General features: G+C 61.2%; 22 protein-coding genes. 15 read left to right on the top strand and 7 right to left on the bottom strand.

Annotation, left to right across the window (positions count from 1 at the left end; translation table 11 throughout):
* Window positions 1-3: 3 nt before the first annotated feature.
* Genes tssK through tagH form a run of 3 tightly spaced genes read right to left on the bottom strand, consistent with a single transcriptional unit; the run spans window position 4 to window position 3,275 of the window.
* Window positions 4-1,338, bottom strand: coding sequence for a type VI secretion system baseplate subunit TssK (tssK, locus tag ACA065_RS30145; RefSeq protein ID WP_497692702.1), 1,335 nt, complete (start codon window positions 1,336-1,338; stop codon window positions 4-6).
* An 18-nt stretch (window positions 1,339-1,356) separates the two neighbouring features.
* Window positions 1,357-1,866 carry a type VI secretion system lipoprotein TssJ gene (gene tssJ, locus ACA065_RS30150; protein WP_497692703.1) on the bottom strand — a complete coding sequence of 170 codons (510 nt, stop codon included), beginning with the start codon at window positions 1,864-1,866 and terminating at the stop codon, window positions 1,357-1,359.
* Between the two features lie 56 nt (window positions 1,867-1,922).
* Window positions 1,923-3,275, bottom strand: a complete 1,353-nt coding sequence (gene tagH, locus ACA065_RS30155; RefSeq protein WP_497692704.1) for a type VI secretion system-associated FHA domain protein TagH — start codon at window positions 3,273-3,275, stop codon at window positions 1,923-1,925.
* A 393-nt stretch (window positions 3,276-3,668) separates the two neighbouring features.
* On the opposite strand from tagH, the gene tssA reads away from it, so the two are divergent.
* The 12 genes from tssA to ACA065_RS30215 all read left to right on the top strand — a co-directional run bounded on the left by tssA (window position 3,669) and on the right by ACA065_RS30215 (window position 21,142).
* Entirely contained in the window at window positions 3,669-4,688 is a 1,020-nt protein-coding gene (gene tssA, locus ACA065_RS30160; RefSeq protein WP_497692705.1) for a type VI secretion system protein TssA, read from the top strand.
* Window positions 4,689-4,742: 54 nt separating this feature from the next.
* On the top strand, window positions 4,743-5,249 hold the full coding sequence (gene tssB, locus ACA065_RS30165; protein WP_017135823.1) for a type VI secretion system contractile sheath small subunit: 507 nt from the start codon (window positions 4,743-4,745) through the stop codon (window positions 5,247-5,249).
* A gap of 2 nt (window positions 5,250-5,251) precedes the next feature.
* Window positions 5,252-6,748, top strand: a complete 1,497-nt coding sequence (gene tssC, locus ACA065_RS30170; protein WP_497692706.1) for a type VI secretion system contractile sheath large subunit — start codon at window positions 5,252-5,254, stop codon at window positions 6,746-6,748.
* A gap of 155 nt (window positions 6,749-6,903) precedes the next feature.
* Complete coding sequence (locus ACA065_RS30175) at window positions 6,904-7,392, top strand: Hcp family type VI secretion system effector (protein ID WP_005792512.1); 489 nt, start codon at window positions 6,904-6,906, stop codon at window positions 7,390-7,392.
* 92 nt (window positions 7,393-7,484) lie between these two features.
* A complete protein-coding gene (gene tssE, locus ACA065_RS30180) occupies window positions 7,485-8,000 on the top strand; it encodes a type VI secretion system baseplate subunit TssE (protein WP_497692707.1) in 516 nt (171 codons plus the stop codon).
* On the top strand, window positions 7,997-9,856 hold the full coding sequence (gene tssF, locus ACA065_RS30185; protein ID WP_497692708.1) for a type VI secretion system baseplate subunit TssF: 1,860 nt from the start codon (window positions 7,997-7,999) through the stop codon (window positions 9,854-9,856). Before tssE ends, tssF begins: the two co-directional genes overlap by 4 nt.
* A complete protein-coding gene (tssG, locus tag ACA065_RS30190; protein WP_497692709.1) occupies window positions 9,820-10,863 on the top strand; it encodes a type VI secretion system baseplate subunit TssG in 1,044 nt (347 codons plus the stop codon). Before tssF ends, tssG begins: the two co-directional genes overlap by 37 nt.
* Window positions 10,856-13,513 carry a type VI secretion system ATPase TssH gene (tssH, locus tag ACA065_RS30195; RefSeq protein WP_497692710.1) on the top strand — a complete coding sequence of 886 codons (2,658 nt, stop codon included), beginning with the start codon at window positions 10,856-10,858 and terminating at the stop codon, window positions 13,511-13,513. The genes tssG and tssH overlap by 8 nt, the downstream gene beginning before the upstream one ends.
* 187 nt (window positions 13,514-13,700) lie before the next feature.
* Window positions 13,701-15,641 carry a type VI secretion system Vgr family protein gene (locus ACA065_RS30200; protein ID WP_497692711.1) on the top strand — a complete coding sequence of 647 codons (1,941 nt, stop codon included), beginning with the start codon at window positions 13,701-13,703 and terminating at the stop codon, window positions 15,639-15,641.
* Window positions 15,642-15,656: 15 nt separating this feature from the next.
* On the top strand, window positions 15,657-16,091 hold the full coding sequence (locus tag ACA065_RS30205; RefSeq protein WP_497692712.1) for a DcrB-related protein: 435 nt from the start codon (window positions 15,657-15,659) through the stop codon (window positions 16,089-16,091).
* A 12-nt stretch (window positions 16,092-16,103) separates the two neighbouring features.
* Window positions 16,104-20,519, top strand: a complete 4,416-nt coding sequence (locus ACA065_RS30210) for an RHS repeat-associated core domain-containing protein (RefSeq protein ID WP_497692713.1) — start codon at window positions 16,104-16,106, stop codon at window positions 20,517-20,519.
* An 11-nt stretch (window positions 20,520-20,530) separates the two neighbouring features.
* Window positions 20,531-21,142, top strand: coding sequence for a hypothetical protein (locus ACA065_RS30215; RefSeq protein ID WP_497692714.1), 612 nt, complete (start codon window positions 20,531-20,533; stop codon window positions 21,140-21,142).
* Window positions 21,143-21,250: 108 nt separating this feature from the next.
* Here ACA065_RS30215 and ACA065_RS30220 read toward each other — a convergent pair whose 3' ends face one another.
* The 3 genes from ACA065_RS30220 to ACA065_RS30230 all read right to left on the bottom strand — a co-directional run bounded on the left by ACA065_RS30220 (window position 21,251) and on the right by ACA065_RS30230 (window position 23,070).
* Window positions 21,251-21,526 (bottom strand): HU family DNA-binding protein, encoded by a 276-nt coding sequence (locus ACA065_RS30220; RefSeq protein WP_003213368.1) that lies wholly within the window; start codon window positions 21,524-21,526, stop codon window positions 21,251-21,253.
* A gap of 191 nt (window positions 21,527-21,717) precedes the next feature.
* A complete protein-coding gene (locus ACA065_RS30225) occupies window positions 21,718-22,866 on the bottom strand; it encodes an NAD(P)/FAD-dependent oxidoreductase (RefSeq protein WP_497692715.1) in 1,149 nt (382 codons plus the stop codon).
* 36 nt (window positions 22,867-22,902) lie between these two features.
* A complete protein-coding gene (locus tag ACA065_RS30230) occupies window positions 22,903-23,070 on the bottom strand; it encodes a rubredoxin (protein WP_003213373.1) in 168 nt (55 codons plus the stop codon).
* A 195-nt stretch (window positions 23,071-23,265) separates the two neighbouring features.
* Between ACA065_RS30230 and ACA065_RS30235 the strand changes: the two genes are divergently transcribed.
* Both ACA065_RS30235 and ubiA read left to right on the top strand, forming a co-directional pair.
* The gene (locus ACA065_RS30235) at window positions 23,266-23,829 is read left to right on the top strand and encodes a chorismate--pyruvate lyase family protein (RefSeq protein WP_497692716.1); all 564 of its coding nucleotides are present in this window, start codon (window positions 23,266-23,268) and stop codon (window positions 23,827-23,829) included.
* Window positions 23,829-24,719: a 4-hydroxybenzoate octaprenyltransferase gene (gene ubiA, locus ACA065_RS30240; RefSeq protein WP_497692717.1), complete on the top strand. Its 891-nt coding sequence runs from the start codon at window positions 23,829-23,831 to the stop codon at window positions 24,717-24,719. The genes ACA065_RS30235 and ubiA overlap by 1 nt, the downstream gene beginning before the upstream one ends.
* 114 nt (window positions 24,720-24,833) lie before the next feature.
* Here the strand turns inward: ubiA and ACA065_RS30245 are convergent, their stop codons facing one another.
* Window positions 24,834-25,214 carry a COG4315 family predicted lipoprotein gene (locus ACA065_RS30245; protein ID WP_497692718.1) on the bottom strand — a complete coding sequence of 127 codons (381 nt, stop codon included), beginning with the start codon at window positions 25,212-25,214 and terminating at the stop codon, window positions 24,834-24,836.
* A gap of 154 nt (window positions 25,215-25,368) precedes the next feature.
* Here ACA065_RS30245 and phoB point away from each other — a divergent pair, with 154 nt between their 5' ends.
* On the top strand, window positions 25,369-26,058 hold the full coding sequence (gene phoB, locus ACA065_RS30250) for a phosphate regulon transcriptional regulator PhoB (RefSeq protein ID WP_003195617.1): 690 nt from the start codon (window positions 25,369-25,371) through the stop codon (window positions 26,056-26,058).
* Window positions 26,059-26,115 lie beyond the last annotated feature (57 nt).

The raw sequence follows: 26,115 nt of genomic DNA on the forward strand, positions 1-26,115 counted from the left end.
GGATTATCCTCGGATCGCCCAGAAGGCCAGGTTCAAGCCCGGGAACTGCCCGGCGATGTGGAAGGCAAAACCGCCGGAGTTGTTCAGCTGCTGCCAGTGCTCGCTGCCGCGGTCCAGCTCGTAATAGGTGCTGCCCGCGTGGTACGGGATCTGACGTGGCGCCACCGGCAACGGCAGCAGGCCGATGCCCGGCAGTTGCAGGTTGACCATGTCGCGGATGTGCTCCACCGAGCCGACTTTGCTCTGCTGGCCGAAGCGCGCACGCAGGGTTTCGCCGGGCACATCGGCGCGCACCACGAGAATGAAACTGGCGCTGTCGAGCAGCGTTTTGTCCGCGAGCATCGCCACGTGGATGCCGTAGGCTTTTTCCACAATCGGAATCGGTGTGGCTTTGCTGTCGATCAGCATCGACAGCGCCTCCCGCAAGGCCGCCATCACCGGGGTGAAGCTCAGGGCCAGGTCGTCATGCTGGTATTGCGGGTATTCCTGGGGGCGACGACCCGAGGTTGAGAAGGTGGAAAACTCGCCAGCCAGGCTCACCAGTTCGCTGAAAAAACGCTCCGGGTGCAGCGGGCTCAACTGGCTGAAATGCTGAAGCAGCGGCTGCGCGCGGTTGACCAATTGCAGCAGCATGAAGTCAGCAATCTCCGACGCACCTCCGGCGCCCGAGGCGACCACGCGGCCGGCCAGGGCTTCGCCACGCTGGTGCAGCAGGCCGAGCAGTTCGCTACGAAAGGCGCTCAGCGGTTTGCTGGCGGCCACATCGAGTACTGGCGGGATGTAAGCGTCATCCAGCACCAGCGCGCGGTCGGCGCGTTTTTCCTTGATGCGCACCAGGCCGATGGCGGCGTAGTCGCTGATGCCATCTTGCGCAGTCAGCAGGCGCAGCGCGCGGGAGCCCACGGCCACCGGCGCGCGGTTTTCGAACGGGGCGTTGTCGTCACGCACTTCGCGCACCTGGCTGACGTAACGCGCGCCGCCGAGGTCTTCGCCGTCGTCAACGGTGTCACGCGCGCCCGCGCGCTTGAGCGGCAAAGCCAGGTAAACCAGGCCATCGCGCAGGTTGTCGTCGATATTCAGCGGGCTCGGCGCCAGGTCGTCCTGGGGAATATTGAACGGCGTACCATCCGGCAACAGGCCGCGCGCCGAAACGATTGCCAGCTTGCCCTGGGCCAGCAGGCCTTGGTCGATGAGCAACTCGGAAAAGCCCCAGGCGCCGGCCGACAGCGGGCGGTTGCGGGCGTCGATCAGGTTTTCCAGGTAACGGTCATGCTGCTGGAAGTGCTGCGTTCCGATGAACATGCCTTCCGACCAGACCACGCGATTGTTCCAGGACATGGGGGCTCCGTTTGCTTCTTATTGGGCAGGGCTGGATGGGGGAGCCACGACGTCAGCGCGCACGGCACGCACATCGAGGCTGATCTGGTATTCGGTGTATTGGCGCGCTGGCACGGTGAGCACCGTGCGCCATTGCGCGCGGTCCAACTCGCGATAACCCACCAGCAAGCCGATCTGGCGCGTGGACGGGTCGAGGTCGCGCTGGATGCTCAGTTGCTGGCCGGGCTGGACCATCACTTCGTCCTGGTCCAGCAGGTCCAGGCCGAGGGTGGACTGCGCGCGATCAGCCAGTGCGAAGTAGTCGGAGCGGCTGAAGGTGGCGGCGTTTTTAAGCTCGAAAATGCGCACCCGCACCGGGGCGGCCTGGCCGTTGGCGCCGGGGTTTAGCCCGGCAATCGCGTGAAAGTGCAGCTCGACAGCGGCGGTGTCCGCCTCGGCTTCAGTGGCGGCCTCGGGCTTGACGGCATCCTTGGCACACGCCGTCAGCAGCAGCGCGGTGGCGGCTGCGAGTAAAATCCTGGGAATCATCCTGCGTCCTCAATGACGTACTTAGCTATCCGTTTATCCATTACTGCGTCGTGCTTTTAACGACGCTGTCGTGCGCTGTGTTCTTCGTAGGCGCGGCTGAACTCGCGGCCAAACAGGTCCTGGAAGTCCTCTTGGGCTTCGCGGGAAATGTTGCTGTAGAGCTCGGTGAACTGCTGCCAGTACTGGGCCTGGCGCGAGCCGTTGAAAATGCTCGACAGCCCGCCCGGCTTGCCCATGCGCTCTTCCAGCTGTGCCGGTTCAAAACGCGTAAGCAGGTGTTTGATCGCGGCTTCCACACCCGCCATCACCGCCAACTGGTGCGCGCGCAGGTCGTCGAAACTGTCGCGCACGGCGATATCCGGCGCCATAAACGCTTGGTTTCCATGACGAAGCAGCAGCAGTAAAGCTTCGTCGGCATTCGGTGCGAACTTCAACGGATTGTTTTCGGCGGGCTGGATCATCGTCTGCTGCATGCGGAACTCGCCCTTGAGGCTGGCGCGGGCACGCAGAACGTCGATCAGGCCTTCGACCATTAGCCGATAGCTGCGGCCGATGCTTTCCATCTGTGCGCAGGCATCGGCTTTGTCGAGGCGCAACTGGTCCAGGCCGGCGCCGCGCAGGAAGGCTTGCAGGAGGTCGGGCTGCTGGCTGTCGGCCACGGGGAGCACGGGCTCGACCACCGGTGGCGGTTGGATGAATGGCGGCGCAGGAGGCAGTGGTGCGACCGGCGTCGGCATACTGACCACGGGCGCTGGCGTGTCACCAAACAGGTCCCAGTCGTCAGGGATCACCGAACCTGACACCAGCGGCTTCTCGACCACCGGCACGGCGACCGGAGTTGGCGGGCGGAAGTCGTGTTGCTCGGACGGTACATGGTCCGCCACGGTCGGTGGTGGCACGGCGGTGGGGCTGAGAAAGTCGAACAGGTCCGGCAGCGTGTCCATCGACGAGGCGCCCTGGAACTGCGGCGCGATCACCGGTGTGGGCGCAGGCGTGTGTGCGGGCGTGGCCGCCGCTGCGCCCATCAACGCTTCAAAACTGTTCGGTGAATCACCGGAAAACGTCTGGCTATCAACGGCTTGCACGTTGAAATCGATACGCGCCTGAAGCTCGTAGTCGCCGATGCGGATCAGTTCGCCATCTTGCAGCGGCTCGCTGTTACCCCGACGCATACGAATACCGGCGTTAACCAGCTCCACGCCGTTGGTACTGTTATCGGTTAAATAATAACGGCCATCTTTGTATTGAATAACGCAGTGTTGCGAGGACACCAGGCGCTCTGGATCAGGCAATACCCAGTCATTATCCGAGCTGCGGCCGATAGCCATCGAGCCCTGATTCATGGACTTTTCGGGGCACTGCCCAGGGGTGATCTTGTGATAACTAGTAATAGTCAAACACAGCGACATCTTGCCTCCTTGCTGATACTTCGCGCGCAGTCGACTCCCAGGACAACGGTTCCCGAGAAATCCCCACCAGGTCGTGCAATCGACCTTCACAACCTGCTTTTGTCAGCATGATCGCTGATCTTAACTGGGCTCTATGACAAAAATCCTGTCCCGGTGCGCCACTCGACCCACCAGTCGCGCAGGTTGTTAAGCACCGCACATCTGTCACAGAGTGCGAATAGCTTACCTTGACAACGCGTAACTACTACACCAAAAATGCACAACTTCTTGAACATCAGTGGTGGCACAGTAGTGGCACTCTGCGTATATGACCAAGAAAACATGCAAAGTTCATCGCGCAACTAATGCATGAATTGCCCGTGATCTAACGGGCCGATAGGGAGATCAAATTAAGTGGATGTGCCGTTGCTGCTCGCCGCCGTTTCCGCGACTTCGCCGTGTGGCGAAGATATGGAATATGACGCGCAATTTCTCCAATTGGAGCGTGATGCCAAGGGCCAACCCGAGCGCAGCATGGGCGACTCAATCTTGCCCGCTGAACCGCCGGAATGGCGCAGCATCCAGCAGCAAAGCCTCGACCTGCTGCAACGCAGCAAAGACCTGCGCATCACCCACTTTCTGTTGCAAAGCTCCCTTGCCCTCCAGGGTGTAGCCGGGCTGGCCGATGTCCTGACGTTGATCAACGCGCTGCTGCGCGAATACTGGGCCGACCTGCACCCGCACCTGGATGCCGACGACGATAACGACCCCACTGTACGCATCAATGCCCTGTCCGGCCTGACCAGCGACGCGACCATTCGCCTGCTGCGCGAAAGCATCCTCACGCGCTCGCGCACGTTCGGGCCGGTGAGTCTGCGCGCCGCGCTGAACGCCAGCGGCCTGATGAGTTTCCCCGATGAACAACTCGGCGCCCAGCAACTCAACGCCGCATTTCTCGACAGCGACCCCGAGCAACTGCAAGCCACCCGCGACGCGCTGAGCGCCGCACGTGCAGCCTGCGAAGCCATCGAACAACAGGTCAGCGACCAGGTCGGTTCGGCCCAGGGCGTGGACCTCAGCCTGCTCAAGCAACCACTCAAGCAGGCGCTGCAAGTCCTCAACCAATTCGTACCGAACAGCGATACCAGCAGCGAGCCCGAGGCCGTCAGTGACGACAATGCCCCCTCGGTTGAATACGCCGCTACCCCCGCAGCCCCGCGCCCGACGGGCGACATCGCCAGCCGCGATGACGTGCTGCGCAGCCTCGACAAGATCCTTGCGTACTACACCCGGCACGAGCCTTCGAGCCCGCTGCCGGTGCTGTTGAACCGGGCGAAGAATCTGGTGCACGCCGACTTCGCGGCCATCGTGCGCAATCTGATTCCCGACGGCATGTCCCAATTTGAAAACCTGCGCGGCCCGGACGGCGAGTAAGCCGCCCGACTGTGCAGTAACAACACCGTCGCTCAAGCGACCAGGAGCAGCAACGTGGCGAAGCAAAGTTCTCAGAAATTCATCGCGCGCAACCGTGCGCCTCGAGTGCAGATCGAGTACGACGTCGAGCTTTACGGCGCCGAGAAAAAGGTCCAGCTGCCCTTCGTGATGGGTGTGATGGCCGACCTCGCCGGCAAGCCCGCCGAGCCTCTGGCGCCCGTGGCCGACCGCAAGTTCCTTGAAGTGGACGTCGACAACTTCGACTCGCGCCTCAAGGCCATGCAGCCGCGCGTGGCGTTCCACGTACCGAACGAGCTGACCGGCGAAGGCAACCTGAGCCTGGACATCACCTTCGAAAGCATGGACGACTTCAGCCCGGCCGCCGTGGCCCGCAAGGTCGATTCGCTCAAGCAACTGCTCGAAGCCCGCACCCAGCTGGCCAACCTGCTGACCTATATGGACGGCAAGACCGGCGCTGAAGAAATCATCATGAAGGCGATCAAGGACCCGGCATTGCTCCAGGCACTTGCCAGCGCGCCGAAGCCTGCAGGGGACCAGTAATCATGACCGAGAATACCGCCCGCGAAGGCGTCCAGAGCCTGGGCGCCACTGAAGAAACCAGCGAATTCGCATCCTTGTTGATGCAGGAATTCAAACCCAAGACCGAGCGTGCCCGCGAAGCCGTGGAAACCGCCGTGCGCACTCTGGCCGAACAGGCCCTGGCGCAGACGGACCTGGTGTCCAATGACGCGATCAAGTCGATTGAATCGATCATCGCCGCCATCGACGCCAAGCTCACCGCCCAGGTCAACCAGATCATCCATCACCAGGATTTCCAACAGCTGGAAAGCGCCTGGCGTGGCCTGCACTACCTGGTCAGCAACACCGAGAGCGATGAGCAGCTGAAGATTCGCGTGCTCAACATCTCCAAGCCGGACCTGCACAAGACCTTGAAGAAATTCAAGGGCACCGCGTGGGACCAGAGCCCGATCTTCAAGAAGATGTACGAAGAAGAATACGGCCAGTTCGGCGGCGAACCGTACGGTTGCCTCGTGGGCGATTACTACTTCGACCAGTCGCCACCCGACGTAGAGCTGCTGGGCGAGCTGTCGAAAGTCTGCGCCGCCATGCACTCCCCGTTCATCGCTGCGGCGTCGCCGACCGTGATGGGCATGGGCTCGTGGCAGGAACTGTCGAACCCGCGCGACCTGACCAAGATCTTCACCACCCCGGAATACGCCGGCTGGCGCTCGCTGCGTGAATCGGAAGACTCGCGTTACATCGGCCTGACCATGCCGCGCTTCCTGGCGCGCCTGCCGTATGGCGCCAAGACCGACCCGGTGGAAGCCTTCGCCTTCGAAGAAAATACCGACGGCGCCGACAGCTCCAAGTACACCTGGGCCAACGCCGCGTACGCGATGGCAGTGAACATCAACCGTTCGTTCAAACACTACGGCTGGTGCTCGCGCATCCGTGGCGTAGAGTCCGGCGGTGAAGTGGAAAACCTGCCGGCCCACACGTTCCCCACCGATGACGGTGGCGTGGACATGAAGTGCCCGACCGAAATCGCCATCAGCGACCGCCGTGAAGCGGAACTGGCGAAGAACGGTTTCATGCCGCTGCTGCACAAGAAAAACACCGACTTTGCCGCCTTCATCGGCGCCCAGTCGTTGCAGAAACCGGCCGAATACGACGACCCGGACGCCACCGCCAACGCCAACCTGGCCGCGCGCCTGCCGTACCTGTTCGCCACCTGCCGTTTCGCTCACTACTTGAAGTGCATCGTGCGCGACAAGATCGGTTCCTTCAAAGAGAAGGACGAGATGCAGCGCTGGTTGCAGGACTGGATCCTCAACTACGTCGACGGCGACCCGGCGCACTCCACCGAAACCACCAAGGCCCAGCACCCGTTGGCTGCCGCCGAAGTGATCGTGGAAGACGTCGAAGGCAACCCGGGTTACTACAACTCCAAGTTCTACCTGCGCCCGCACTATCAGCTCGAAGGGCTGACCGTGTCGCTGCGCCTGGTATCGAAGCTGCCTTCGGCCAAGAGCGCGTAAGTAACTGTCGGCCGTTCCCACGCTCTGCGTGGGAATGCCGCCCGGGACGCTCCGCGCCCCAGTGACGCAGAGCGTCACAGGATGCGTTACCACGCAGAGCGTGGGAACGATCAGCGTTAATAAATTCTGTGGCTGAGTCCACACAGGGAGAAAACATGGCTGTTGATATTTTCATCAAGATCGGCGACATCAAGGGCGAGTCCATGGACAAGGCCCACAAGGACGAAATCGACGTGCTGAACTGGAGCTGGGGCATGGCCCAGTCCGGCAACATGCACGTTGGCGGTGGCGGCGGCGCGGGCAAGGTGAATATCCAGGACCTGTCGCTGACCAAGTACGTCGACAAGGCTTCGCCGAACCTGATGATGCACTGCGCCAGCGGCAAGCACATCGACAAGGTCAAGCTGACCGTGCGCAAGGCCGGTGGCGAAAGCCAGGTCGAGTACATGGTGATCAACCTGGAAGAAGTGCTGGTCACGTCCCTGAGCACCGGCGGCTCGGGCACCGATGATCGCCTGACCGAAAACGTCACCCTGAACTTCGCCCAAGTGATGGTCGACTACCAGCCGCAGAAAGCCGACGGCACCAAAGACGGCGGCGCGATCAAGTTTGGCTGGAACATCCGTTCCAACACCAAGCGCTGATAGGCCTGGCGGCCGTGGCTCCCTGCCACGGCCACCGGCATCTGCCCCGCTGAAAAACCGCCCCCTCACAACCCGTCCGTGGAGCTGCTTTCTTGGTAACTGAAATCGCTTCCCGCGACCGTCTGCAACCGTCCCTGCTGGACCGGTTGACCGACGACGACCCGACCAACCCCAAGGAAAGCGCCGACAAACGCGTGCTGTCCCTGACCCAATTAAAAGCCTCGGTTCTGCGCGATCTGGCGTGGCTGCTCAACACCACGTCGTTGCTGGATGCCGATGCCACGCTACACACCCCGGCCGGCACCTCGGTGGTCAATTACGGCCTGCCGGCACTCGCGGGAAACAGCGTGTCCAGCGTCGACGTCAAGGCCCTGGAAGCCCTGATCTACCAGGCGATCGCCACCTTTGAACCGCGAATTTTGCGCCACACCTTGCGCGTCAAAGCCCGCGTGGGTCATGGCGAGATGAACCACAACGCGCTGAGTTTCGAGATCGAGGGCGACCTGTGGGCGCAGCCCGTGCCGCTGCGCCTGCTGCTGCAAACCGACCTCGACCTGGAATCCGGCCACGTGCGCGTGGTGAATGCCGACCAGCGGAGGCGCCCATGAACCCGCGCCTGCTGGAGCTGTACAACCAGGAACTGCACCACGTGCGCGAAAGCGCCGCCGAGTTCGCCAAGGAATACCCGAAGATCGCCAGTCGGCTGACCCTGTCCGGTATGGACTGCGCCGACCCATACGTCGAACGTTTGCTCGAAGGTTTTGCCTACCTCACGGCCCGCGTGCAGCTCAAGCTCGACGCTGAGTACCCGACCTTCACCCACAACCTGCTTGAAATCGCTTACCCACACTACTTGGCGCCGACCCCGTCGATGACCGTGGTGCAATTGCAGACCGACCCCGATGAAGGCTCGCTGGCCAGCGGTTTCCCGCTGCCCCGCGACACGGTGTTGCGCGCTGCGTTGGGCCGCGAAACCCAGACCTGCTGCGAGTACCGCACCGCGCACCCGGTGATGCTGTGGCCGTTGCAGGTCAGCGGCGCCGAATACTTCGGCAACCCCGCCGCCGTGCTCGGCCGCCTGGCCGCCAGCGAGCCGAAAGCCAAGGCTGGCTTGCGCCTGACCTTGCGCACCGGCGCCGAGTTGCCGTTCAACAGCCTCGACCTCGACAACCTGCCGCTGTACCTCAGCGGCGCCGATGAGCAGCCGTTCCGCCTTTACGAACAACTGCTCGGCAATGCCTGCGCGGTGTTTGCACGCAAGCCCGGTGGTGATTGGGTTGAGCGCCTGCCGCACGACGCCTTACGCTCACGCGGGTTCGACGACGCCGACGCGGCCATGCCGGTGGTGGCCCGCGCGTTTCAGGGCTATCGCCTGTTGCAGGAATACTTCGCCCTGCCCCACCGCTTCCTGTTCGTCGAATTCGCTGAGCTGAGCCGCGCGGTCAAACGTTGCGATGGCCAGGAGCTGGAGCTGATCGTGCTGTTCGACCGCCACGAACCGAGCCTGGAAGGCAGCGTCGGCGCCGCGCAGTTCATGCCGTTCTGCACGCCCGCGATCAACCTGTTCCCGAAACGCGTGGACCGTATCCACTTGTCCGACCGCGTCAACGAACACCATGTGATCGCCGACCGCACACGGCCGATGGATTTCGAGATTCACTCACTGAGCGGCATCACCGGCCATGGCACCGGGCCGGAGCAGCCGTTTCTGCCGTTCTACGCGGTGCGCGACCCGTCGCGCTACGGCCGCGACCAGGCCTACTACACCCTGCGCCGCGAGCCCCGCGTGTTGTCCAGCGACCAGCGCCGCAACGGCCCGCGCTCCACTTATGTGGGCAGCGAGACCTTTGTCAGCCTGGTCGACAGCCAGCAAGCGCCGTACCGCCACGACCTGCGCCAACTCGGCGTGACCGCGCTGTGCACCAACCGCGATCTGCCGCTGTTCATGAGCGTGGGCAACGGCAAGACCGACTTCACCCTGGCCGACAGCGCGCCGGTATTATCGGTGCGCTGCGTGGCCGGCCCGAGCCGCCCGCGTGCCAGCCATGCCCATGACGCCAAGGCGTGGCGCCTGATCAGCCAGTTGTCACTCAACTACCTGTCGCTGAGCGAACAAGGCCAGGGCGCCGGGGCCTTGCGTGAACTGCTGCGTCTGTATGGCGACAGCAACGACGCGGCGCTGCAATTGCAGATCGAAGGTTTGCGTGAGGTCAGCAGCAAAGCCGTGACCCGGCGCCTGCCGATGCCCGGCCCGATTGTGTTTGGCCGCGGTTTGGAAATCACCCTGGAATTCGATGAAAACGCGTTTCGCGGCACCGGCGTGTTCCTGCTCGGTGCGGTGCTGGAGCGCTTCCTGGCACGCTACGTGTCGATCAACAGTTTTACCGAGACGGTGATCCGTACCACCGAACGCGGCGAGATCATGCGATGGAAAGCCAAGCCCGGGCGTCGTCCGACCCTGTGAACACACTGGATGCGATGCATCAGCAGCCCTGGGAATACGATTTCTTCCAGGCGCTGCGGCGTATCGAGTGCGAATCGCCGGAGCTGCCGCGCCTGGGCCATTCGCTGCGCCTGGCGGATGACCCGCTGCGCCTGGGGCAACAGGCGGATTGCACCTTCGCCCCGGCGACCTTGGCCTCAGTCAACCCTGGTGGCGAAGGCAAGCCAGCGCGGCTGGAGCAGTTCTTCTTCGGCCTTGGCGGCCCCAACGGCCCGTTGCCGCTGCACATCACCGAGTACGTGCGCGAGCGTCAGCGCAACAATGCCGACAGCACCAGCAAGCAGTTTTTGGATGTGTTCCACCACCGCCTGCTCAGCCTGTTTTACCGGGCCTGGGCCGAGGCGCGGCCAACGGTCAGCCATGACCGCCCGGATGACGATTACTGGTCGGCGCGCCTGGCGGCATTAAGCGGCCGAGGTATGCCCAGCCTGCTCAATCAGGGGCTGATTCCCGACACCGCAAAACTGCATTACAGCGGCCACCTGTCGGCGCAAACCCGCTACCCGGACGGCTTGAAGGCGATTCTCGGCGAGTACTTCGGCCTGCCGGTGGAGATCGAAGAATACGTCGGCCAATGGCTTGAATTGCCCGAGCGCAGCCGCGTCAGTGTCAGTGCCAACCAGTTGGGCGTGGACTTTTGCCTGGGAAGCCACGTGTGGGACCGCCAGCATAAATTCCGCATTCGCCTCGGCCCGCTCACGCTCGATGACTACATGGGCATGCTGCCCGGCAGCCAGCCGTTCAACGAGCTGGTGGCGTGGGTAGCCGAGTACCTGGGCCATGAATTGGACTGGGACTTGAACCTGGTTTTGCAACAACCCGAAGTACCGGCGCTGCAGCTCAATGGCCAGTTCCGCCTGGGCTTCAACACCTGGCTCGGCCAACCCGAGCATGACGCCAACGACCTAATCCTGGCCCGGCATTACGCCGATCACGCCACCACCTCAAGGAATCCAGAGCATGGGTGAAATCAGTCGCGCCGCACTGTTCGGCAAACTCAACACCGTGGCCTACAAGGCCATCGAAGCCGCCACCGTGTTCTGCAAACTGCGGGGCAACCCGTATGTGGAACTGGCTCACTGGTTTCACCAGTTGCTGCAACTGCAGGACTCGGACCTGCACCGCATCATCCGCCAGTTCAACGTGGAGCCGGCGCGCCTGGCCCGTGACCTGACCGAAGCGCTGGACCGCCTGCCGCGTGGCTCGACGTCGATCACCGACCTGTCGTCCCACGTGGAAGAGGCCGTGGAGCGCGGCTGGGTCTACGGCAGCCTGATGTTCGGCGAAAGCCAGGTGCGCACCGGCTACCTGGTGCTGGGGATTCTCAAGACGCCGAGCCTGCGCCATGCGCTGCTGGGCTTGTCTGCCGAATTCGACAAAATCAAGGCTGAAGCACTGAGCGAACGCTTTGATGAATACGTCGGCGACTCACCCGAAAATGCATTGAGTGCCAGCGACGGCTTCAATGCTGGTGCTGTACCGGGCGAAGCCAGCGGCGCCATGGCGCCGAGCGCGATGGGCAAGCAGGAAGCGCTCAAGCGTTTTACCGTGGACCTGACTGAACAGGCGCGCAGCGGCAAGCTCGACCCCATCGTGGGCCGTGATGAAGAGATCCGCCAACTGGTGGATATTCTGATGCGTCGACGCCAGAACAACCCGATCCTCACTGGCGAAGCCGGTGTGGGCAAGACCGCCGTGGTCGAAGGTTTCGCCCTGCGCATCGTCGCCGGCGACGTACCGCCCGCGCTGAAAGACGTGGAGTTGCGCAGCCTTGACGTGGGCCTGCTGCAAGCCGGCGCCAGCATGAAAGGCGAGTTCGAACAGCGCCTGCGCCAGGTCATCGAAGACGTGCAGGCCTCACCCAAGCCGATCATCTTGTTTATCGACGAAGCCCACACCTTGGTGGGTGCCGGTGGCGCTGCCGGGACGGGCGATGCGGCCAACCTGCTGAAACCTGCCTTGGCGCGTGGCACGTTGCGTACCGTGGCCGCCACTACGTGGGCCGAGTACAAAAAACACATCGAAAAAGACCCGGCCCTGACCCGTCGCTTCCAAGTCGTGCAGGTCGCCGAACCGTCGGAAGACAAAGCGCTGCTGATGATGCGCGGCGTGGCTTCAACCATGGAAAAGCACCACCAGGTGCAGATCCTCGATGAAGCCCTGGAAGCCTCGGTGAAGTTGTCACACCGCTACATTCCTGCCCGCCAGTTGCCGGATAAATCCGTAAGCCTGCTGGACACCGCCTGTGCCCGCGTCGCCATCAGCCTGCACGCCGTGCCGGCCGAAGTGGACGACAGCCGCCGCCGTATCGAAGCGCTGGAAACCGAGCTGCAAATCATCGCCCGCGAGCATGCCATCGGCATCGCGATTGGCGCGCGCCAGACCAATAGCGAAGCCTTGCTGAGTGCCGAGCGTGAACGCCTGGCAACCTTGGAAAGCCGCTGGGCCGAAGAGAAAACCCTGGTGGATGAGCTGCTCGCCACCCGTGCAACTTTGCGCGAGAAAGCCGGTGTTGTGGACAGTGGCGACGATGACTTGCGTGCGCAATTGGTCGACCTGCAACAGCGCCTCACCACGCTGCAAGGCGAAACCCCGCTGATCCTGCCGACCGTGGATTACCAGGCCGTGGCTTCGGTGGTCGCTGATTGGACCGGCATCCCGGTGGGCCGCATGGCACGCAACGAACTGGAGACGGTGCTCAACCTCGACCAGCACCTGAAAAAACGCATCATCGGCCAGGACCACGCCCTGCAAATGATCGCCAAGCGCATCCAGACTTCGCGCGCCGGCCTCGACAACCCGAGCAAGCCGATTGGTGTGTTCATGCTCGCCGGCACCTCTGGTGTGGGCAAGACCGAAACCGCGTTGGCCCTGGCCGAAGCCATGTACGGCGGCGAGCAGAACGTGATCACCATCAACATGAGCGAATTCCAGGAAGCCCACACCGTGTCGACGCTCAAAGGCGCGCCACCGGGCTATATCGGCTACGGCGAAGGCGGCGTGCTGACCGAGGCGGTGCGGCGCAAACCCTACAGCGTGGTGCTGCTGGACGAGGTGGAAAAAGCCCACCCGGACGTGCATGAGATCTTCTTCCAAGTGTTCGACAAGGGCGTGATGGAAGACGGCGAAGGCCGGGTGATCGACTTCAAGAACACCTTGATCCTGCTGACCACCAACGCCGGTACAGAGCTGATTTCCCGGGTGTGCAAAGACCCGGCGAACATTCCTGAGCCGGAAGAAATCGCCAAGGCTTTGCGCCAGCCGCTGCTGGAGATTTTCCCGCCGGCATTGCTCGGCCGTTTGGTGACGATTCCTTATTACCCGCTGAGCGACGAGATGCTCAAGGCAATTACCCGCCTGCAACTCAACCGCATCAAAAAACGCGTGGAAACTACGCACAAAGTCGCCTTCGACTACGACGATGCGGTGGTCGACCTGATCGTTTCACGCTGCACCGAAACCGAAAGCGGTGGCCGCATGATCGACACCATCCTCACCAACAGCCTGCTGCCGGACATGAGCCGTGAGTTCCTCACGCGCATGCTCGAAGGCAAGGCGCTGGCGGGTGTGCGGATCAGTAGCCGGGATAATGAATTGCACTACGACTTCAGCGATTAACCTGAAGGAACGCGATCAAAACTGTGGGAGCTGGCTTGTGTGGGAGCTGGCTTGCCTGCGATAGCATCACTTCGGTGTACCTGACACACCGAGGTGCCTGCATCGCGGGCAAGCCCGGCTCCCACATAGTTCGGCTCCCACAGTTGAACCGGTTTCTTCAGTTATTAAGTCATTTACGAGACGCCCGATGCTATTCAACCAAGCCTCACGCCTGGCCAAGATCACCAGCCCTCTGGGGCCGGATGTGCTGCTGCTCAATGAAATGGGCGGCGGTGAAGAGCTGGGCAGGCTGTTTAACTATGAGCTGCAACTGACGTCGCTGGACGCCAACATCGACCTCAATCAGTTGCTGGGCAAGCCGATGAGCGTCGGCGTGCAACTGGCGGACGGCGGCGAACGGCACTTCCACGGCATCGTCGCGCGGTGCAGCCAGAACATCGACCAAGGCCAGTTCGCCAGTTATCAGGTGACACTGCGCCCGTGGTTCTGGCTGCTTAGCCGTACCTCCGATTGCCGGATTTTCCAGAACCTGAGCATCCCGCAGATCATCAAGCAGGTGTTCCGCGACCTGGGTTTTTCCGACTTCGAAGACGCCCTGAGCCGCCCGTACCGCGAGTGGGAATACTGCGTGCAGTACCGCGAAACCAGCTTTGACTTCGTCAGCCGCTTGATGGAACAGGAAGGCATTTACTACTTCTTCCGCCATGAGCAGGACCGCCATGTGCTGGTGCTGGCCGATGCCTACGGCGCCCACACCACGGTGCCGGGCTACGCGTCGATTCCGTACTACCCCAAGGACGAGCAGCAGCGCGAACGCGACCATATGCACAACTGGCACCTGGCGCACGAAGTACAGCCGGGCTCGCTGGAGCTCAACGACTACGACTTCCAACGCCCCAGCGCCAGCATCGATGTGCGTTCGGCGATGCCGCGCCCGCACACCGCCGGCGACTATCCGCTGTACGACTACCCCGGCACCTACGTGCAAAGCGCAGACGGCGAACACTACGCGCGCACGCGCATCGAAGCCCTGCAAACCTTGCATGAGCAGATCGAGTTCAGCGGCAATGCCCGCGGCCTCGGCTCGGGCCATTTGTTCAGCCTGACTGGCTTCAGTCGCCAGGACCAGAACCGCGAGTACCTGATCGTCGGCTGCCGTTATTACATCGTCCAGGAAAGCCTGGAAAGCGGCGGCGGCTCGGGCTCGGCGCAGTTCGAAAGCAGCCTTACGTGTATCGACGCCCAGCAAAGCTTCCGCCCGCTGGCGAACACGCATCGGCCCATCGTCAAAGGCCCGCAGACCGCCTTGGTGGTGGGCCCCAAAGGCGAAGAAATCTGGACCGACCAATACGGCCGCGTGAAGGTGCACTTCTACTGGGACCGTCACGACCAATCCAATGAAAACAGCTCGTGCTGGATTCGTGTGTCGCAATCCTGGGCCGGGAAAAACTGGGGTTCGATGCAGATTCCACGCATCGGCCAGGAAGTGATTGTGAGCTTCCTTGAGGGTGACCCCGACCGGCCGATCATCACCGGCCGGGTGTACAACGCCGAGCAGACCGTGCCTTACGACCTGCCCGAAAACGCCACCCAGAGCGGCATGAAAAGCCGCTCGAGCAAAGGCGGCACGCCGGCCAACTTCAATGAAATCCGCATGGAGGACAAGAAGGGGCTGGAACAGCTGTACATTCACGCCGAGAGGAATCAGGACATCGTGGTGGAGGTGGATGAAAGCCACTCCGTCGGGCATGACCGCACTAAGAGCATTGGGCATAACGAGACGGTGACCATCGGTAATAACCGTACGCGCATCGTCAAGCAGGAGGACGTCCTCTTGGTGGGCCAGAGAAAGACCGACAGCATCAGCCAGAGCTACGTCATCGAAGTGGGCGAGAACCTTCGCCTGGTCTGCGGTAAAAGCATCCTGGAGCTAAATGCCAGTGGGCAGATCAACCTTACCGGCGTGAATATCAGCTTGTATGCCAGCGGCGATGCCGAGTTCAACACCAAGGGCGTACTGCATCTGAACAACGGCCACGGCCCCGGCGCCACACCCGATGGCCAGGGCATCAAAAAAAGCATCGACGCCAATATAAAAGCCGTCTTCCCCGCGCCTAAAAGCTCCTGACGAGACCTGTTTGCCATGACGTACCGAATCAACGAATTCCAGTTTCAACTGCCTGAGGGCGAGCTGCAGGACGCGTCGATCAATATCCTCAAGTTTCCCGAACTGGGCACTTCATTGATCATCAGCCGCAGCGTTCTCACCGAAGGCGAAACCCTGCACAGCAACTTCGACGACCAGCTCAAGCGCCTGGAAAAACAGGTACAGGACTTGCGCTGCCAACCCAGCATTACCGTGCGTTTGGGTGCAGCCCAGGCAGTGGAAGGCATCGAGCTGCGCAGCCAGTTCAACAAGGGCAATGACAAGGTGTTCCAGTATCAGCTGGCATTGGTGTTGCCGGGTACGCGCAAGATGCTTGCCTTGAGTTATGTGAAGGCCGACAAGCTTGGGGATGCTGAGGCGGCGCATTGGGCGACGATTAAGAACTCACTGTCGTTCGACGCTATTTCTTGATGAGCAGCCTGCATGTCTGACGCGTTATGGGCGGCCCGGATGGGCGATGCGCTGTCCCACACTTCGATGATGGCCGACATCCTCGGCGGTGTGCTGGAAGTGGCGGCCAATATCGCGATCACTGCTGTGGCGACCGCCGCCGTGGTTGCCGCCACCGGTATTACCGTAGTCACTGGCGGCCTCGGTTGCTTTCTGCTGGGCGCGGTGGTCGGCACGATTGTCGGCCTCGCCATGAGCAAAAGTGGAGCGGACAAAGGGCTGACCAAGATATGCGACGCCTTTAGCAATGCCCTGTTTCCGCCCACGGTGCAGGCGAACATTCTCACCGGTTCCACCAATACGCTCACCAACAACATCCCAGCCGCGCGTGCCGCCGGGGCGATCAGCTCGCATGTCACGCCGGCCGGCACCGAGCTGGAAGCGCCCACGCCTGATCCGGAACCCAGTTACCTGGATATGGCCGAGGGCTTCTTCTCGCAAATGTGGCGCCCCACCGTTGCGACACCCGCGCCGGGCGCCGTGCCCAAACCGCTGGACCTGGTCGTGTGCATGAAGCACCCGCCGATGCCGCCGCAGTTTCTCGCAGAAGGTTCGGAAAAGGTCACGGTCAATGGTCAACCGGCGGTGCGCAGCGGTGACCGCAGCACGTGCGATGCCACGGTGGTGTCGTCGGGGCTGATCTCATCCAACGTGACCATTGGCGGCGGCTCGGTGGTGGTGCGTGAAATTCGCAGCGGTAAAACGCCGGGCGTCGGCCTGGCGGTTACAGCGTTGTTGATGCTCAAAGGCGGCAAGGGCAAGTTTTTCAGCAAGCTGCCGTGCATGTTGGTCAGCGGGGCTACCTCGATGGCCATCAGTAGCGCGATGGGGGCTGCGGCCAACGCCGCGATGGGCTCGTCGAACCCGGTGCAGGCTGCGACGGGCGCGAAGATATTGGGCGATGTCGAGGAGTTGGATTTCGTGCTGCCCGGTATCCTGCCGATCGACTGGCAGCGCTTCTACAACAGCCGCGATGAACGCCAAGGCAGTTTGTTTGGTGCCGGTTGGAGCGTGGCCTATGAAGTATGCGTCGATATCCAGCCGCATCCCGAGGGCGGCGAAACGCTGGTCTATACCGATGAACAGGGCCGGCCTATCGACATGGGCTCGATTGCCTTGGGTGGCGCGGTGTTCAGCGCCGGTGAAGGGCTGGCCGTGCGGCGACATCTCAATGGCCAGTTGCTGATCGAAAGCGATGACGGCGTTTACCGCCTGTTCGAGCCTGCACCAGCAAACCCATCGCGATTGCGCCTGAGCCAGTTGGGTGACCGTAACGACAACCGCATTTATCTCGACTATGACGAAGCCGCGCGTCTGGTGCGGCTGCGCGATACGTTTGATCTGGTGCAGGTTGAGCTGATCCGCGATCAGGGCCATGTGACCCACATCGAACGCCTGTACCCGGATCAACGCCGTGAAGTGCTGGTCAGTTACGGCTATGACGCTGCGGGCAACCTGGCGCAGGTGCGCGACGCAACTGGCCAGGTGCAGCGGCGTTTTGCCTATGATTCCGGGCGCCGTATGGTCGAGCACCAGTTGCCGACAGGATTGCGCTGCTTCTACGACTGGGCGTTTGTTGAAGGTCTGGAATGGCGCGTGGTGCGGCACTGGACCGATGAAGGTGACACCTTCCAATTCGACTATGACCTGCAAGCCGGCACCACACGCATCACCGATGGCTTGCAGCGCGTCAGCATCCGCCACTGGAACACTCAGCACCAGATCATTCAGTACAGCGACAACCTCGGCCAGACTTGGCTGTTCGAATGGAACGACGAACGCCAGTTGCTCAGCGCCACCGACCCGCAGGGCGGGCGCTATGAATACAGTTACGATGAGAGCGGCAACCTGATCGGCGAGACCGACCCGCTGGGCCGCAGCGATTCGACCTTGTGGCTGGAGCACTGGGCATTGCCGCTGGTGGAAACCGACGCTGCCGACAACAGCTGGCAGTATCGCTATGACCCGCGCGGCAACTGTATCGCCGAGACCGATCCGCTGGGGTATATCACCCGTTACCGCTATGACGCGCACGGCCAGCCAGTAGAAATCATCGATGCCACTGGCAAAAGCAAAACGCTGCGTTGGAACCCATTCGGGCAACTGGTTGAGCACATCGATTGCTCGGGCTACCCAACACGCTTCAGCTATGACGAACGGGGTTATCTGCAGGTCATCACCGATGCTCTCGGCGAACGCACTCAGTTCAGCTATGACGCTCAGGGGCGCTTGCTCAGCAGCCAACTGCCAGACGGTCGCACCGAGCACTACCAGCGAGACGCCAGCGGGCAGTTGGTGGGCTACACCGATCCCGCCGGGCACACCACGCTCTATCAACACAACCGGCGTGGCCAGGTACGCCAGCGCACCGACGCCCATGGTCGGCAGGTGCAGTTCGGCTACGACAGCTACGGGCGGCTGCAAGCGCTGGTCAATGAGAACGGTGAAAGCTATCGGTTTGCGTGGGACGCAGTGGATCGGCTGACTGAACAGCACGACCTCGACGGCAGCGCCAAGCGCTACGACTATGACCTGCTGGACAACATCACGGCGGTGACTGCCGTTGCGGCGCCTTATGGCAATGGCTTGGCGGTGGTCCCCGAGACGCCACCGGCGCCTATCGTTCACCGACTGGAACGCGATGCGGTTGGCCGACTGGTCGCCAAAACCACCGACGATGGCCGCACCGACTACAGCTACGATGCAGTCGATCAGCTCACAGCCGTCACCTTCACCGACTTGCAGGGCAATGCACAAGCCTTGGCTTTCGCCTACGACGCTGTCGGCCAGTTGCTTGCCGAACAGAGTGCTGGCGGCAACCTGCAACACCACTACGACGAACTCGGCAACCTGATCCAGACCCAACTGCCGGACGGCCGCTGGCTCAATCGCCTGTACTACGGCAGCGGCCATCTGCATCAGATCAACCTCGACGGCCAGGTCATCAGCGACTTCGAGCGCGACCGCCTGCACCGCGAAGTGCTGCGCACCCAAGGCCAGCTCAGCACCCGCAGCGAATACGACCGCAGCGGCCGCCTGCGCTCACGCCAACGCCGCCTTAACAGCCAGCCCTCGTTGATGCCGGCAGCGGTGCAAAAGCAGTTCGAATACGACCCAGCCGACAACCTGATCGGCAAACTCGACCAGCAACCTGCCGCGCAACATCGCCAGTTGCTGCACTACGACGCCACCGGCCGCATCATCGCCAGCCAAGACAGCCTGCACGGCCAGCGCGAAACCTTCGCCTACGACGCCGCCGCCAACCTGTTGGACGGCCCGCAGGCAGGCGCCGGGTTGGTGGTGCATAACAAGCTGCTGACGTATCAGGACAAGCGTTATCGCTACGATGCGTTTGGGCGGATGATCGAGAAGCGCAGCGCCAAGCGCGGTGTGCAGCGGTTTGCGTATGACGCGGAAAGTCGGCTGGTTGAAGTGCGCAATGAAAACGGCAGCGTGGTCAGGATGGCGTATGACCCGCTGGGACGGCGGATTGAAAAAACAGAGCATGGCAGTGATGGTTATCCACTCGGCGAAACCCGGTTCATGTGGAATGGGCTACGTTTATTGCAGGAGCATAAGCACAGCCAGTCCAGCCTTTATGTCTATGAAGATGAAGGCTACCAACCCTTGGCCCGCGTCGATGGTGCCGGGCTGCTGCAAAAGATTCGTTACTACCACAACGACCTGAACGGCTTGCCGGAGCAACTGACCGAGGCCGACGGGCACAGCGTCTGGCAGGCGACTTATCGGGTGTGGGGCAACACGCTGGAAGAAGTGCGTGAGCCCTATTACATTGAGGAGCAGAACCTACGGTTTCAGGGGCAATACCTGGACCGGGAGACGGGGCTGCATTTCAATACGTTCAGGTTTTATGATCCGGATGTGGGGCGGTTTACAACGCCGGATCCGATTGGGTTGGCAGGTGGGATCAATCTTTATCTTTATGCAGCAAACCCATACGGTTGGATTGACCCATTGGGTTGGAGTTGTACGTCATCTATAAATCGACGTATTGGTCGCCTGAAAAAACAGGGATATCAGGACCACCACATACTGAGCGACAAACATGCCAGTACAAAAAATCATCCTCTGCTCAAATTGGCAGGGTTCGATTTACAAAGCCGGCAGAACAAAATATTCCTGCCCAATAAGACCACGGCGTTGACTGATGGGCGTCGATCCATCCACCAAGGACGCCATGCAGGTAAAGTCAACGACAGTCTTGCCGAAAAAATGACACAAGTGCAAACAGTCGGTGATCGGAACAAATGGAACCAAGCTCAGTACCGCAAAGCCTTGGATAAAATCGTGTCTGATGAACGCAGATTACTCCGCTCCGGCGAAAGGCAATTGAATAAAAATGCTCGACCGGGCGCTTACTACGATTAGGAGATCCAGAAATGATCTTGAGCTGGAAAGCCCCTACCTATTACAGCGAAAAATTAATTGGCTCATACGACGCCGAAAGCGGCTCTTATGAAACCGCAGGCTCAAATTTCAAATATTTGTCGCTTCGGGCGGGCAAGCCCTATCCGCCAGACATGGACAAACCCAGGATTTTTTTCCCATGCAGCAAAAAGAAATTACTTACTTACGACTGCTTATGGCTATTGGGTGGTGTTCCACTTTTGAGTAGTCGATTAGCGGACTTCCTCATACAGCATGCAAATCAAGATATTGAGCTTTTGACACCCGCAAGCATCATTGCCGGAGGTGAAGATGTTAACGAAGCGTATTACGTGATGAACGCAGTGCAAGCGATAAGCGCGGTTGATCACAGCAAGTCGGTTGCGGAGCGCGCCGACGACGGATCAATACTTTATTTCACAAAAACCTGGTTCCAAGACAGCCCCACAGGAATGCGCGCAATCGCACGCGAATGTGATTCGGGAGACCTATTGATTTCTCAAGAGCTGGCTGACGCTATGATCGAAAGAAAATTCAAAGGCGACAAAGGGCTAGGTTTCTATAACGCTGAGCGATCATTCACCCCCTATAAAAACCAAGCGTGAAAGGCACTCGTTAAAAGCGCCAATCATCACCCACAAAAAATGGGCACCCGACCCAGTCGGCGTGCCCATTTTCTTTCCCAACCCGCCTCCCTTCAGACGGTCCTGCTATTACGGGTTGACGCTGTCTTTGAGCGACTTGCCCGGCTTGAACGCAACGGTGTTGCTGGCCTTGATTTTCACAGGCTCACCGGTTTGCGGGTTTTTGCCGGTGCGGGCGCCGCGGTGGCGTTGCAGGAAGGTGCCGAAGCCAACCAGGGTGACGCTGTCCTTGCGGTGCAGGGCGCCGGTGATTTCTTCGAGAACGGCGTTGAGGACGCGGTTGGCCTGTTCTTTGGTGAGGTCTGCTTTTTCAGCGATGGCGGCTGCGAGTTCTGGTTTACGCATAAGTGAAGCCTCTTTGACGGTTTTTTGTTGTTATGTCCGTGCTGCTCTCTTATGGAGCAGCGCCCAAGGCGCCGCAGGCTCTACTCTGCGGCAGACGGGAGTGAGGATGGCATGCCCACGCACGCTCCGCCAGTCTCGCGGCGACCTTTCTGGGGGTAAGAACGTGCTGATTCCGACAGAACGACCGGTATTTACGCCAGCAACGGCGGGAGTTCTTTGTTCAGGGCCAGTTTTTCCATTACCGCGCTGCCCGTCAGCGCGTAACCCAGCAGGCGGCCGCTGGCGTCGCGGCACAAGGCCTTGATGTCGGCGCCCTGCCCTTCGACGCTCCACACGCCTTCGGTGCCGCGTGGCGGTGGCGAGACCACCAGCGGGCAGATCGGGGTTTTCACGGTGATCGGCATCGGCCCGTAGCTGACGGCCGTGGCGTTGCCGGCCAGGGTCTGGGCCAGGGCGCGGGCGCAGCTCATCAATGGCATCACATAGAGTAGGTTCAGGCCATCGACCTCGGCGCAGTCGCCGAGGGCGTAGATATTGGCGTGGGAGGTCTTGAGGTGGCGGTCCACCATGATCCCACGGTTGATTTGCAGGCCGGCGGCGGCGGCCAGGTCCACGCGCGGGCGCAGGCCGATGGCCGAGACCACTAGGTCGCAGTGGATCACTTCACCGTCCGACAGGTGCGCTTCCAGGCCATCAGCCGTGCGCTGCAGGCGGTTGAGCACCGGGCCCAGGTGGAAACGCGCGCCAAGGCCTTCCAGCCCGGCCTGTACCGCTGCGGCCGCCGCCGGGTGCAGCAGCGTCGGCATGACTTGCTCGCACGGCGCAACCACATCGACTTCGTAGCCACCGAGGATCAGGTCGTTGGCAAACTCACAGCCGATCAGGCCGGCGCCGAGCAGCAACACGCGGCGTTTGCCGGCAGCAGCGGCACGAAAGCGTGCGTAGTCTTCGAGGTCGTTGATCGGGAAAACTAGCTCAGCTGCATCACCTTCGACCGGTACGCGCACCGTTTCTGCGCCCCAGGCCAGGATCAGGTCGCGATAAGCCACCGCTTCCTCGCCGATCCACAGGCGCTTGTGGCCAGGGTCAATACCGCTGATGCGCGTGTGGGTACGCACTTGGGCCTTGAGTTGCTCGGCCATGGCGCCCGGTTCGGCCATGCTCAGGCCGTCAGCTTCCTTGTTCTTGCCAAAGCCGGTGGAGAGCATGGGTTTGGAGTAGGAGCGCCCGTCATCCGCGGTGATCAGCAGCAATGGCGTCTCGCTGTCGAGCTTGCGAAACTCCCGGGCCACGTTGTAACCGGCCAGTCCTGTGCCGATGATCACGACAGGTGCGTTCATTCCTTTCTCCTTGTAGTACGTTTCTTAAACTTGGAATTAGCCGATTTCGATCATTTCGAAATCCATTTTGCCCACGCCGCAGTCCGGGCACAGCCAGTCTTCTGGAACGTCCTGCCACAGGGTGCCAGGTGCGATACCGTCATCCGGCCAGCCGTCTTTTTCGTCATAGATCAGGCCGCAGACTACACATTGCCACTTCTTCATTAATTGCTTCCTCAGGGTCCAGGCATCTTGGCCGACGGTCGATAGACCAACGTTGCCGTGCGGCTCAGGGCGTTTTGTACTGATCAGGGCCGGCAGATGCAAGCATGTTCGGCGCAAACGGCCGGTTCAGCCCGGCAAAAGCTCAGGACGCCATGGTAAGCTCGCCGCCTCTTTTGCTGCCAATACTGACTCACCGTGCCGCACTCAATCGCCCTTCCCGATGCTTGCCAATGGCTGACCCAGAGCCTTCTGAGCCCGTTGCCCGCACCCTTGACCCTCAATTGGCTGTTCGACGAAGGCTCGCTGACGCGCCGGCTTACGTGGCTGTCCGACGACGGTTTCAGCGTGACGCCGCTGTTCGAAGGCTGGCAACCGTTGCGCGACGATGAATGCGCAGCGCTGGGCCTGGCCCCGGCCACTGTCGGCTGGGTGCGCGAGGTGTATCTGCGCGGGCATGGCCAGCCGTGGGTGTTTGCGCGCAGCGTGGCGGCGCGCAGTGCCCTGCAGGGCGACGGCTTGCACATGGATGAGCTGGGCAGCCGTTCGCTGGGCGAGCTGCTGTTCTGCGACCGCGCCTTCACCCGTCAGGCGATCGAGGTGTGCCATTACCCACGGCAATGGCTGCCGACCGCGGACCAGGCCGACGGCTTGTGGGGGCGTCGCTCGCGCTTTGATCGCGGGCCGCTGAGCGTGCTGGTCGCGGAAATCTTCCTGCCGAGCTTTTGGCATGCGCTGCATGACCATCCGGAGAACTGCTGATGTATCAACGTCTGCTCAAATCCCTGAACCACCTGAACCCCAGGGCCTGGGATTTCATTCAGTTGACCCGCATGGACAAGCCCATCGGCATCTACCTGCTGTTGTGGCCGACGCTGTGGGCGCTGTGGATCGCCGGCAAAGGCTCGCCTTCCTTTCTCAACATCGTGATTTTCGTACTGGGCGTGGTGCTGACCCGCGCTGGTGGCTGCGTGATCAATGACTGGGCCGACCGCAAGGTCGACGGCCATGTGAAGCGCACCGAGCAACGCCCGCTGGTGAGCGGCAAGATCAGCTCGAAAGAGGCACTGGTGTTTTTTGCGGTGCTGATGGGCATCAGCTTCCTGCTGGTGCTGCTGACCAACGCCACCACGATCCTGCTGTCGCTCGGCGGCCTGGCGTTGGCGGCGAGCTACCCGTTCATGAAGCGTTACACCTATTACCCACAGGTCGTCTTGGGCGCGGCGTTTTCGTGGGGCATGCCGATGGCGTTCACCGCCGAGACCGGCCACCTGCCCGCCACGGCATGGCTGCTGTACATCGCCAATTTGCTGTGGACGGTAGGCTACGACACGTACTACGCGATGACGGACCGCGATGACGACTTGAAGATCGGCGTTAAATCCACCGCCATTCTGTTCGGCGACGCGGACCGCGTGATCATCCTGACGCTGCAAGGTTTGTCGCTGGTCTGCCTGTTATTGGCGGGCATGCGGTTTGAGCTGGGTGGCTGGTTTCATCTGGGGTTGCTGGCGGCGGCAGGCTGTTTTGCCTGGGAGTTCTGGTACACGCGGGACAAGGACCGGATGAAATGCTTCAAGGCGTTTTTGCACAACCACTGGGCCGGCTTGGCGATTTTTGTCGGGATTGTGGCGGATTACGGGTTTCGTTGAGACTGCTTGCAGTGGCTGTTCGGACGCCATCGCGGGCAAGCCCGCTCCCACATTTGGACCGCGTCCTCCTGTGGGAGCGGGCTTGCCCGCGATGATTTCAGCGGCTCCTCGAAATCAGGGCTTGGCGACTTTCCAGGCCCCTTCCATTTTGCCTTCACCGGTCATCTCACCGGCTTTCTTGTCCATCACGAAGGTATAAAGTGGCTTGCCGCTGTAGGCCCACTGGCTCTTTTGGTCATCACGGGTGATGACGGTCCACTTGCCCATAGGTTTGTCGGTGGATTCGGCCATCAACGGCGGCCAGTTGGTGGCGCACTTGTCGTTGCACATGGATTTGCCATCGGCATCCTTGGCGAAGGTGTAGAGCGTCATGCCCTTATGGTCCACCAACACGCCGCCTTCGGTCATCGCCGGTTCCGCCGCAAACGCCAGTGTCGGCAGCGTCAACGCGGCCGTTACCAGCAGGGCTTTCCAGGAAAAAGTAGCTTGAGTCATCGGAACCTTCCGTTTGTGGTTGTCAGGATTCGGACCCAAAGGGTAGTCCAGAGTGCCGGGAATTGCCCGATCGACTAAATTACTGTCACACGACTGCAATAATTCCGTTATCTAATGCGGCGCAAGACAGTTAAATGACAAGAGGATTTTGAGCATGGTTGGCAGGAGCATTCTGATCGTTGACGACGAAGCGCCCATTCGCGAGATGATCGCCGTTGCGTTGGAAATGGCCGGCTATGACTGCCTGGAGGCGGAGAACTCCCAGCAGGCCCATGCCATTATCGTCGACCGCAAACCGGACCTGATCCTGCTGGACTGGATGCTGCCAGGCACCTCCGGCATCGAACTGGCCCGCCGCCTCAAGCGGGATGAGCTGACCGGGGACATCCCGATCATCATGCTCACCGCCAAGGGCGAAGAGGACAACAAGATCCAGGGCCTGGAAGTCGGCGCCGATGACTACATCACCAAGCCGTTTTCCCCACGTGAGCTGGTCGCTCGTCTGAAAGCCGTACTGCGCCGCGCCGGCCCGACTGATGGCGAAGCCCCCATCGAAGTTGACGGCCTGATTCTGGACCCGATCAGCCACCGCGTGACCATCGACGGCAAGCCGGCCGAGATGGGCCCGACCGAATACCGCCTGCTGCAATTCTTTATGACCCACCAGGAACGCGCCTACACCCGCGGCCAATTGCTCGACCAAGTGTGGGGCGGCAATGTGTATGTGGAAGAGCGCACCGTAGACGTGCACATCCGCCGCCTGCGCAAAGCCTTGGGCGATGCCTACGAGAATCTGGTACAAACCGTGCGCGGCACCGGCTACCGCTTTTCCACCAAAGGCTGAGCCAGCCCTTCCCTTTCCTTAACAGCTGACAAGGACGCATGTTTAAGTGAACCAGAA

The organism is Pseudomonas sp. LBUM1640 (assembly GCF_059716225.1).

Bases quoted from the DNA above. Each gene is read 5' to 3' on its own strand.
- ubiA (WP_497692717.1), top strand. From the start codon at position 23,829: ATGTATCAACGTCTGCTCAAATCCCTGAACCACCTGAACCCCAGGGCC.
- tagH (WP_497692704.1), bottom strand. From the start codon at position 3,275: ATGTCGCTGTGTTTGACTATTACTAGTTATCACAAGATCACCCCTGGG.
- tssF (WP_497692708.1), top strand. From the start codon at position 7,997: ATGAACCCGCGCCTGCTGGAGCTGTACAACCAGGAACTGCACCACGTG.
- ACA065_RS30205 (WP_497692712.1), top strand. From the start codon at position 15,657: ATGACGTACCGAATCAACGAATTCCAGTTTCAACTGCCTGAGGGCGAG.
- ACA065_RS30220 (WP_003213368.1), bottom strand. From the start codon at position 21,526: ATGCGTAAACCAGAACTCGCAGCCGCCATCGCTGAAAAAGCAGACCTC.
- tssH (WP_497692710.1), top strand. From the start codon at position 10,856: ATGGGTGAAATCAGTCGCGCCGCACTGTTCGGCAAACTCAACACCGTG.
- phoB (WP_003195617.1), top strand. From the start codon at position 25,369: ATGGTTGGCAGGAGCATTCTGATCGTTGACGACGAAGCGCCCATTCGC.
- tssG (WP_497692709.1), top strand. From the start codon at position 9,820: ATGGAAAGCCAAGCCCGGGCGTCGTCCGACCCTGTGAACACACTGGAT.
- ACA065_RS30225 (WP_497692715.1), bottom strand. From the start codon at position 22,866: ATGAACGCACCTGTCGTGATCATCGGCACAGGACTGGCCGGTTACAAC.
- ACA065_RS30210 (WP_497692713.1), top strand. From the start codon at position 16,104: ATGTCTGACGCGTTATGGGCGGCCCGGATGGGCGATGCGCTGTCCCAC.
- ACA065_RS30215 (WP_497692714.1), top strand. From the start codon at position 20,531: ATGATCTTGAGCTGGAAAGCCCCTACCTATTACAGCGAAAAATTAATT.
- ACA065_RS30230 (WP_003213373.1), bottom strand. From the start codon at position 23,070: ATGAAGAAGTGGCAATGTGTAGTCTGCGGCCTGATCTATGACGAAAAA.
- ACA065_RS30245 (WP_497692718.1), bottom strand. From the start codon at position 25,214: ATGACTCAAGCTACTTTTTCCTGGAAAGCCCTGCTGGTAACGGCCGCG.
- ACA065_RS30175 (WP_005792512.1), top strand. From the start codon at position 6,904: ATGGCTGTTGATATTTTCATCAAGATCGGCGACATCAAGGGCGAGTCC.
- tssC (WP_497692706.1), top strand. From the start codon at position 5,252: ATGACCGAGAATACCGCCCGCGAAGGCGTCCAGAGCCTGGGCGCCACT.
- ACA065_RS30200 (WP_497692711.1), top strand. From the start codon at position 13,701: ATGCTATTCAACCAAGCCTCACGCCTGGCCAAGATCACCAGCCCTCTG.
- tssJ (WP_497692703.1), bottom strand. From the start codon at position 1,866: ATGATTCCCAGGATTTTACTCGCAGCCGCCACCGCGCTGCTGCTGACG.
- tssK (WP_497692702.1), bottom strand. From the start codon at position 1,338: ATGTCCTGGAACAATCGCGTGGTCTGGTCGGAAGGCATGTTCATCGGA.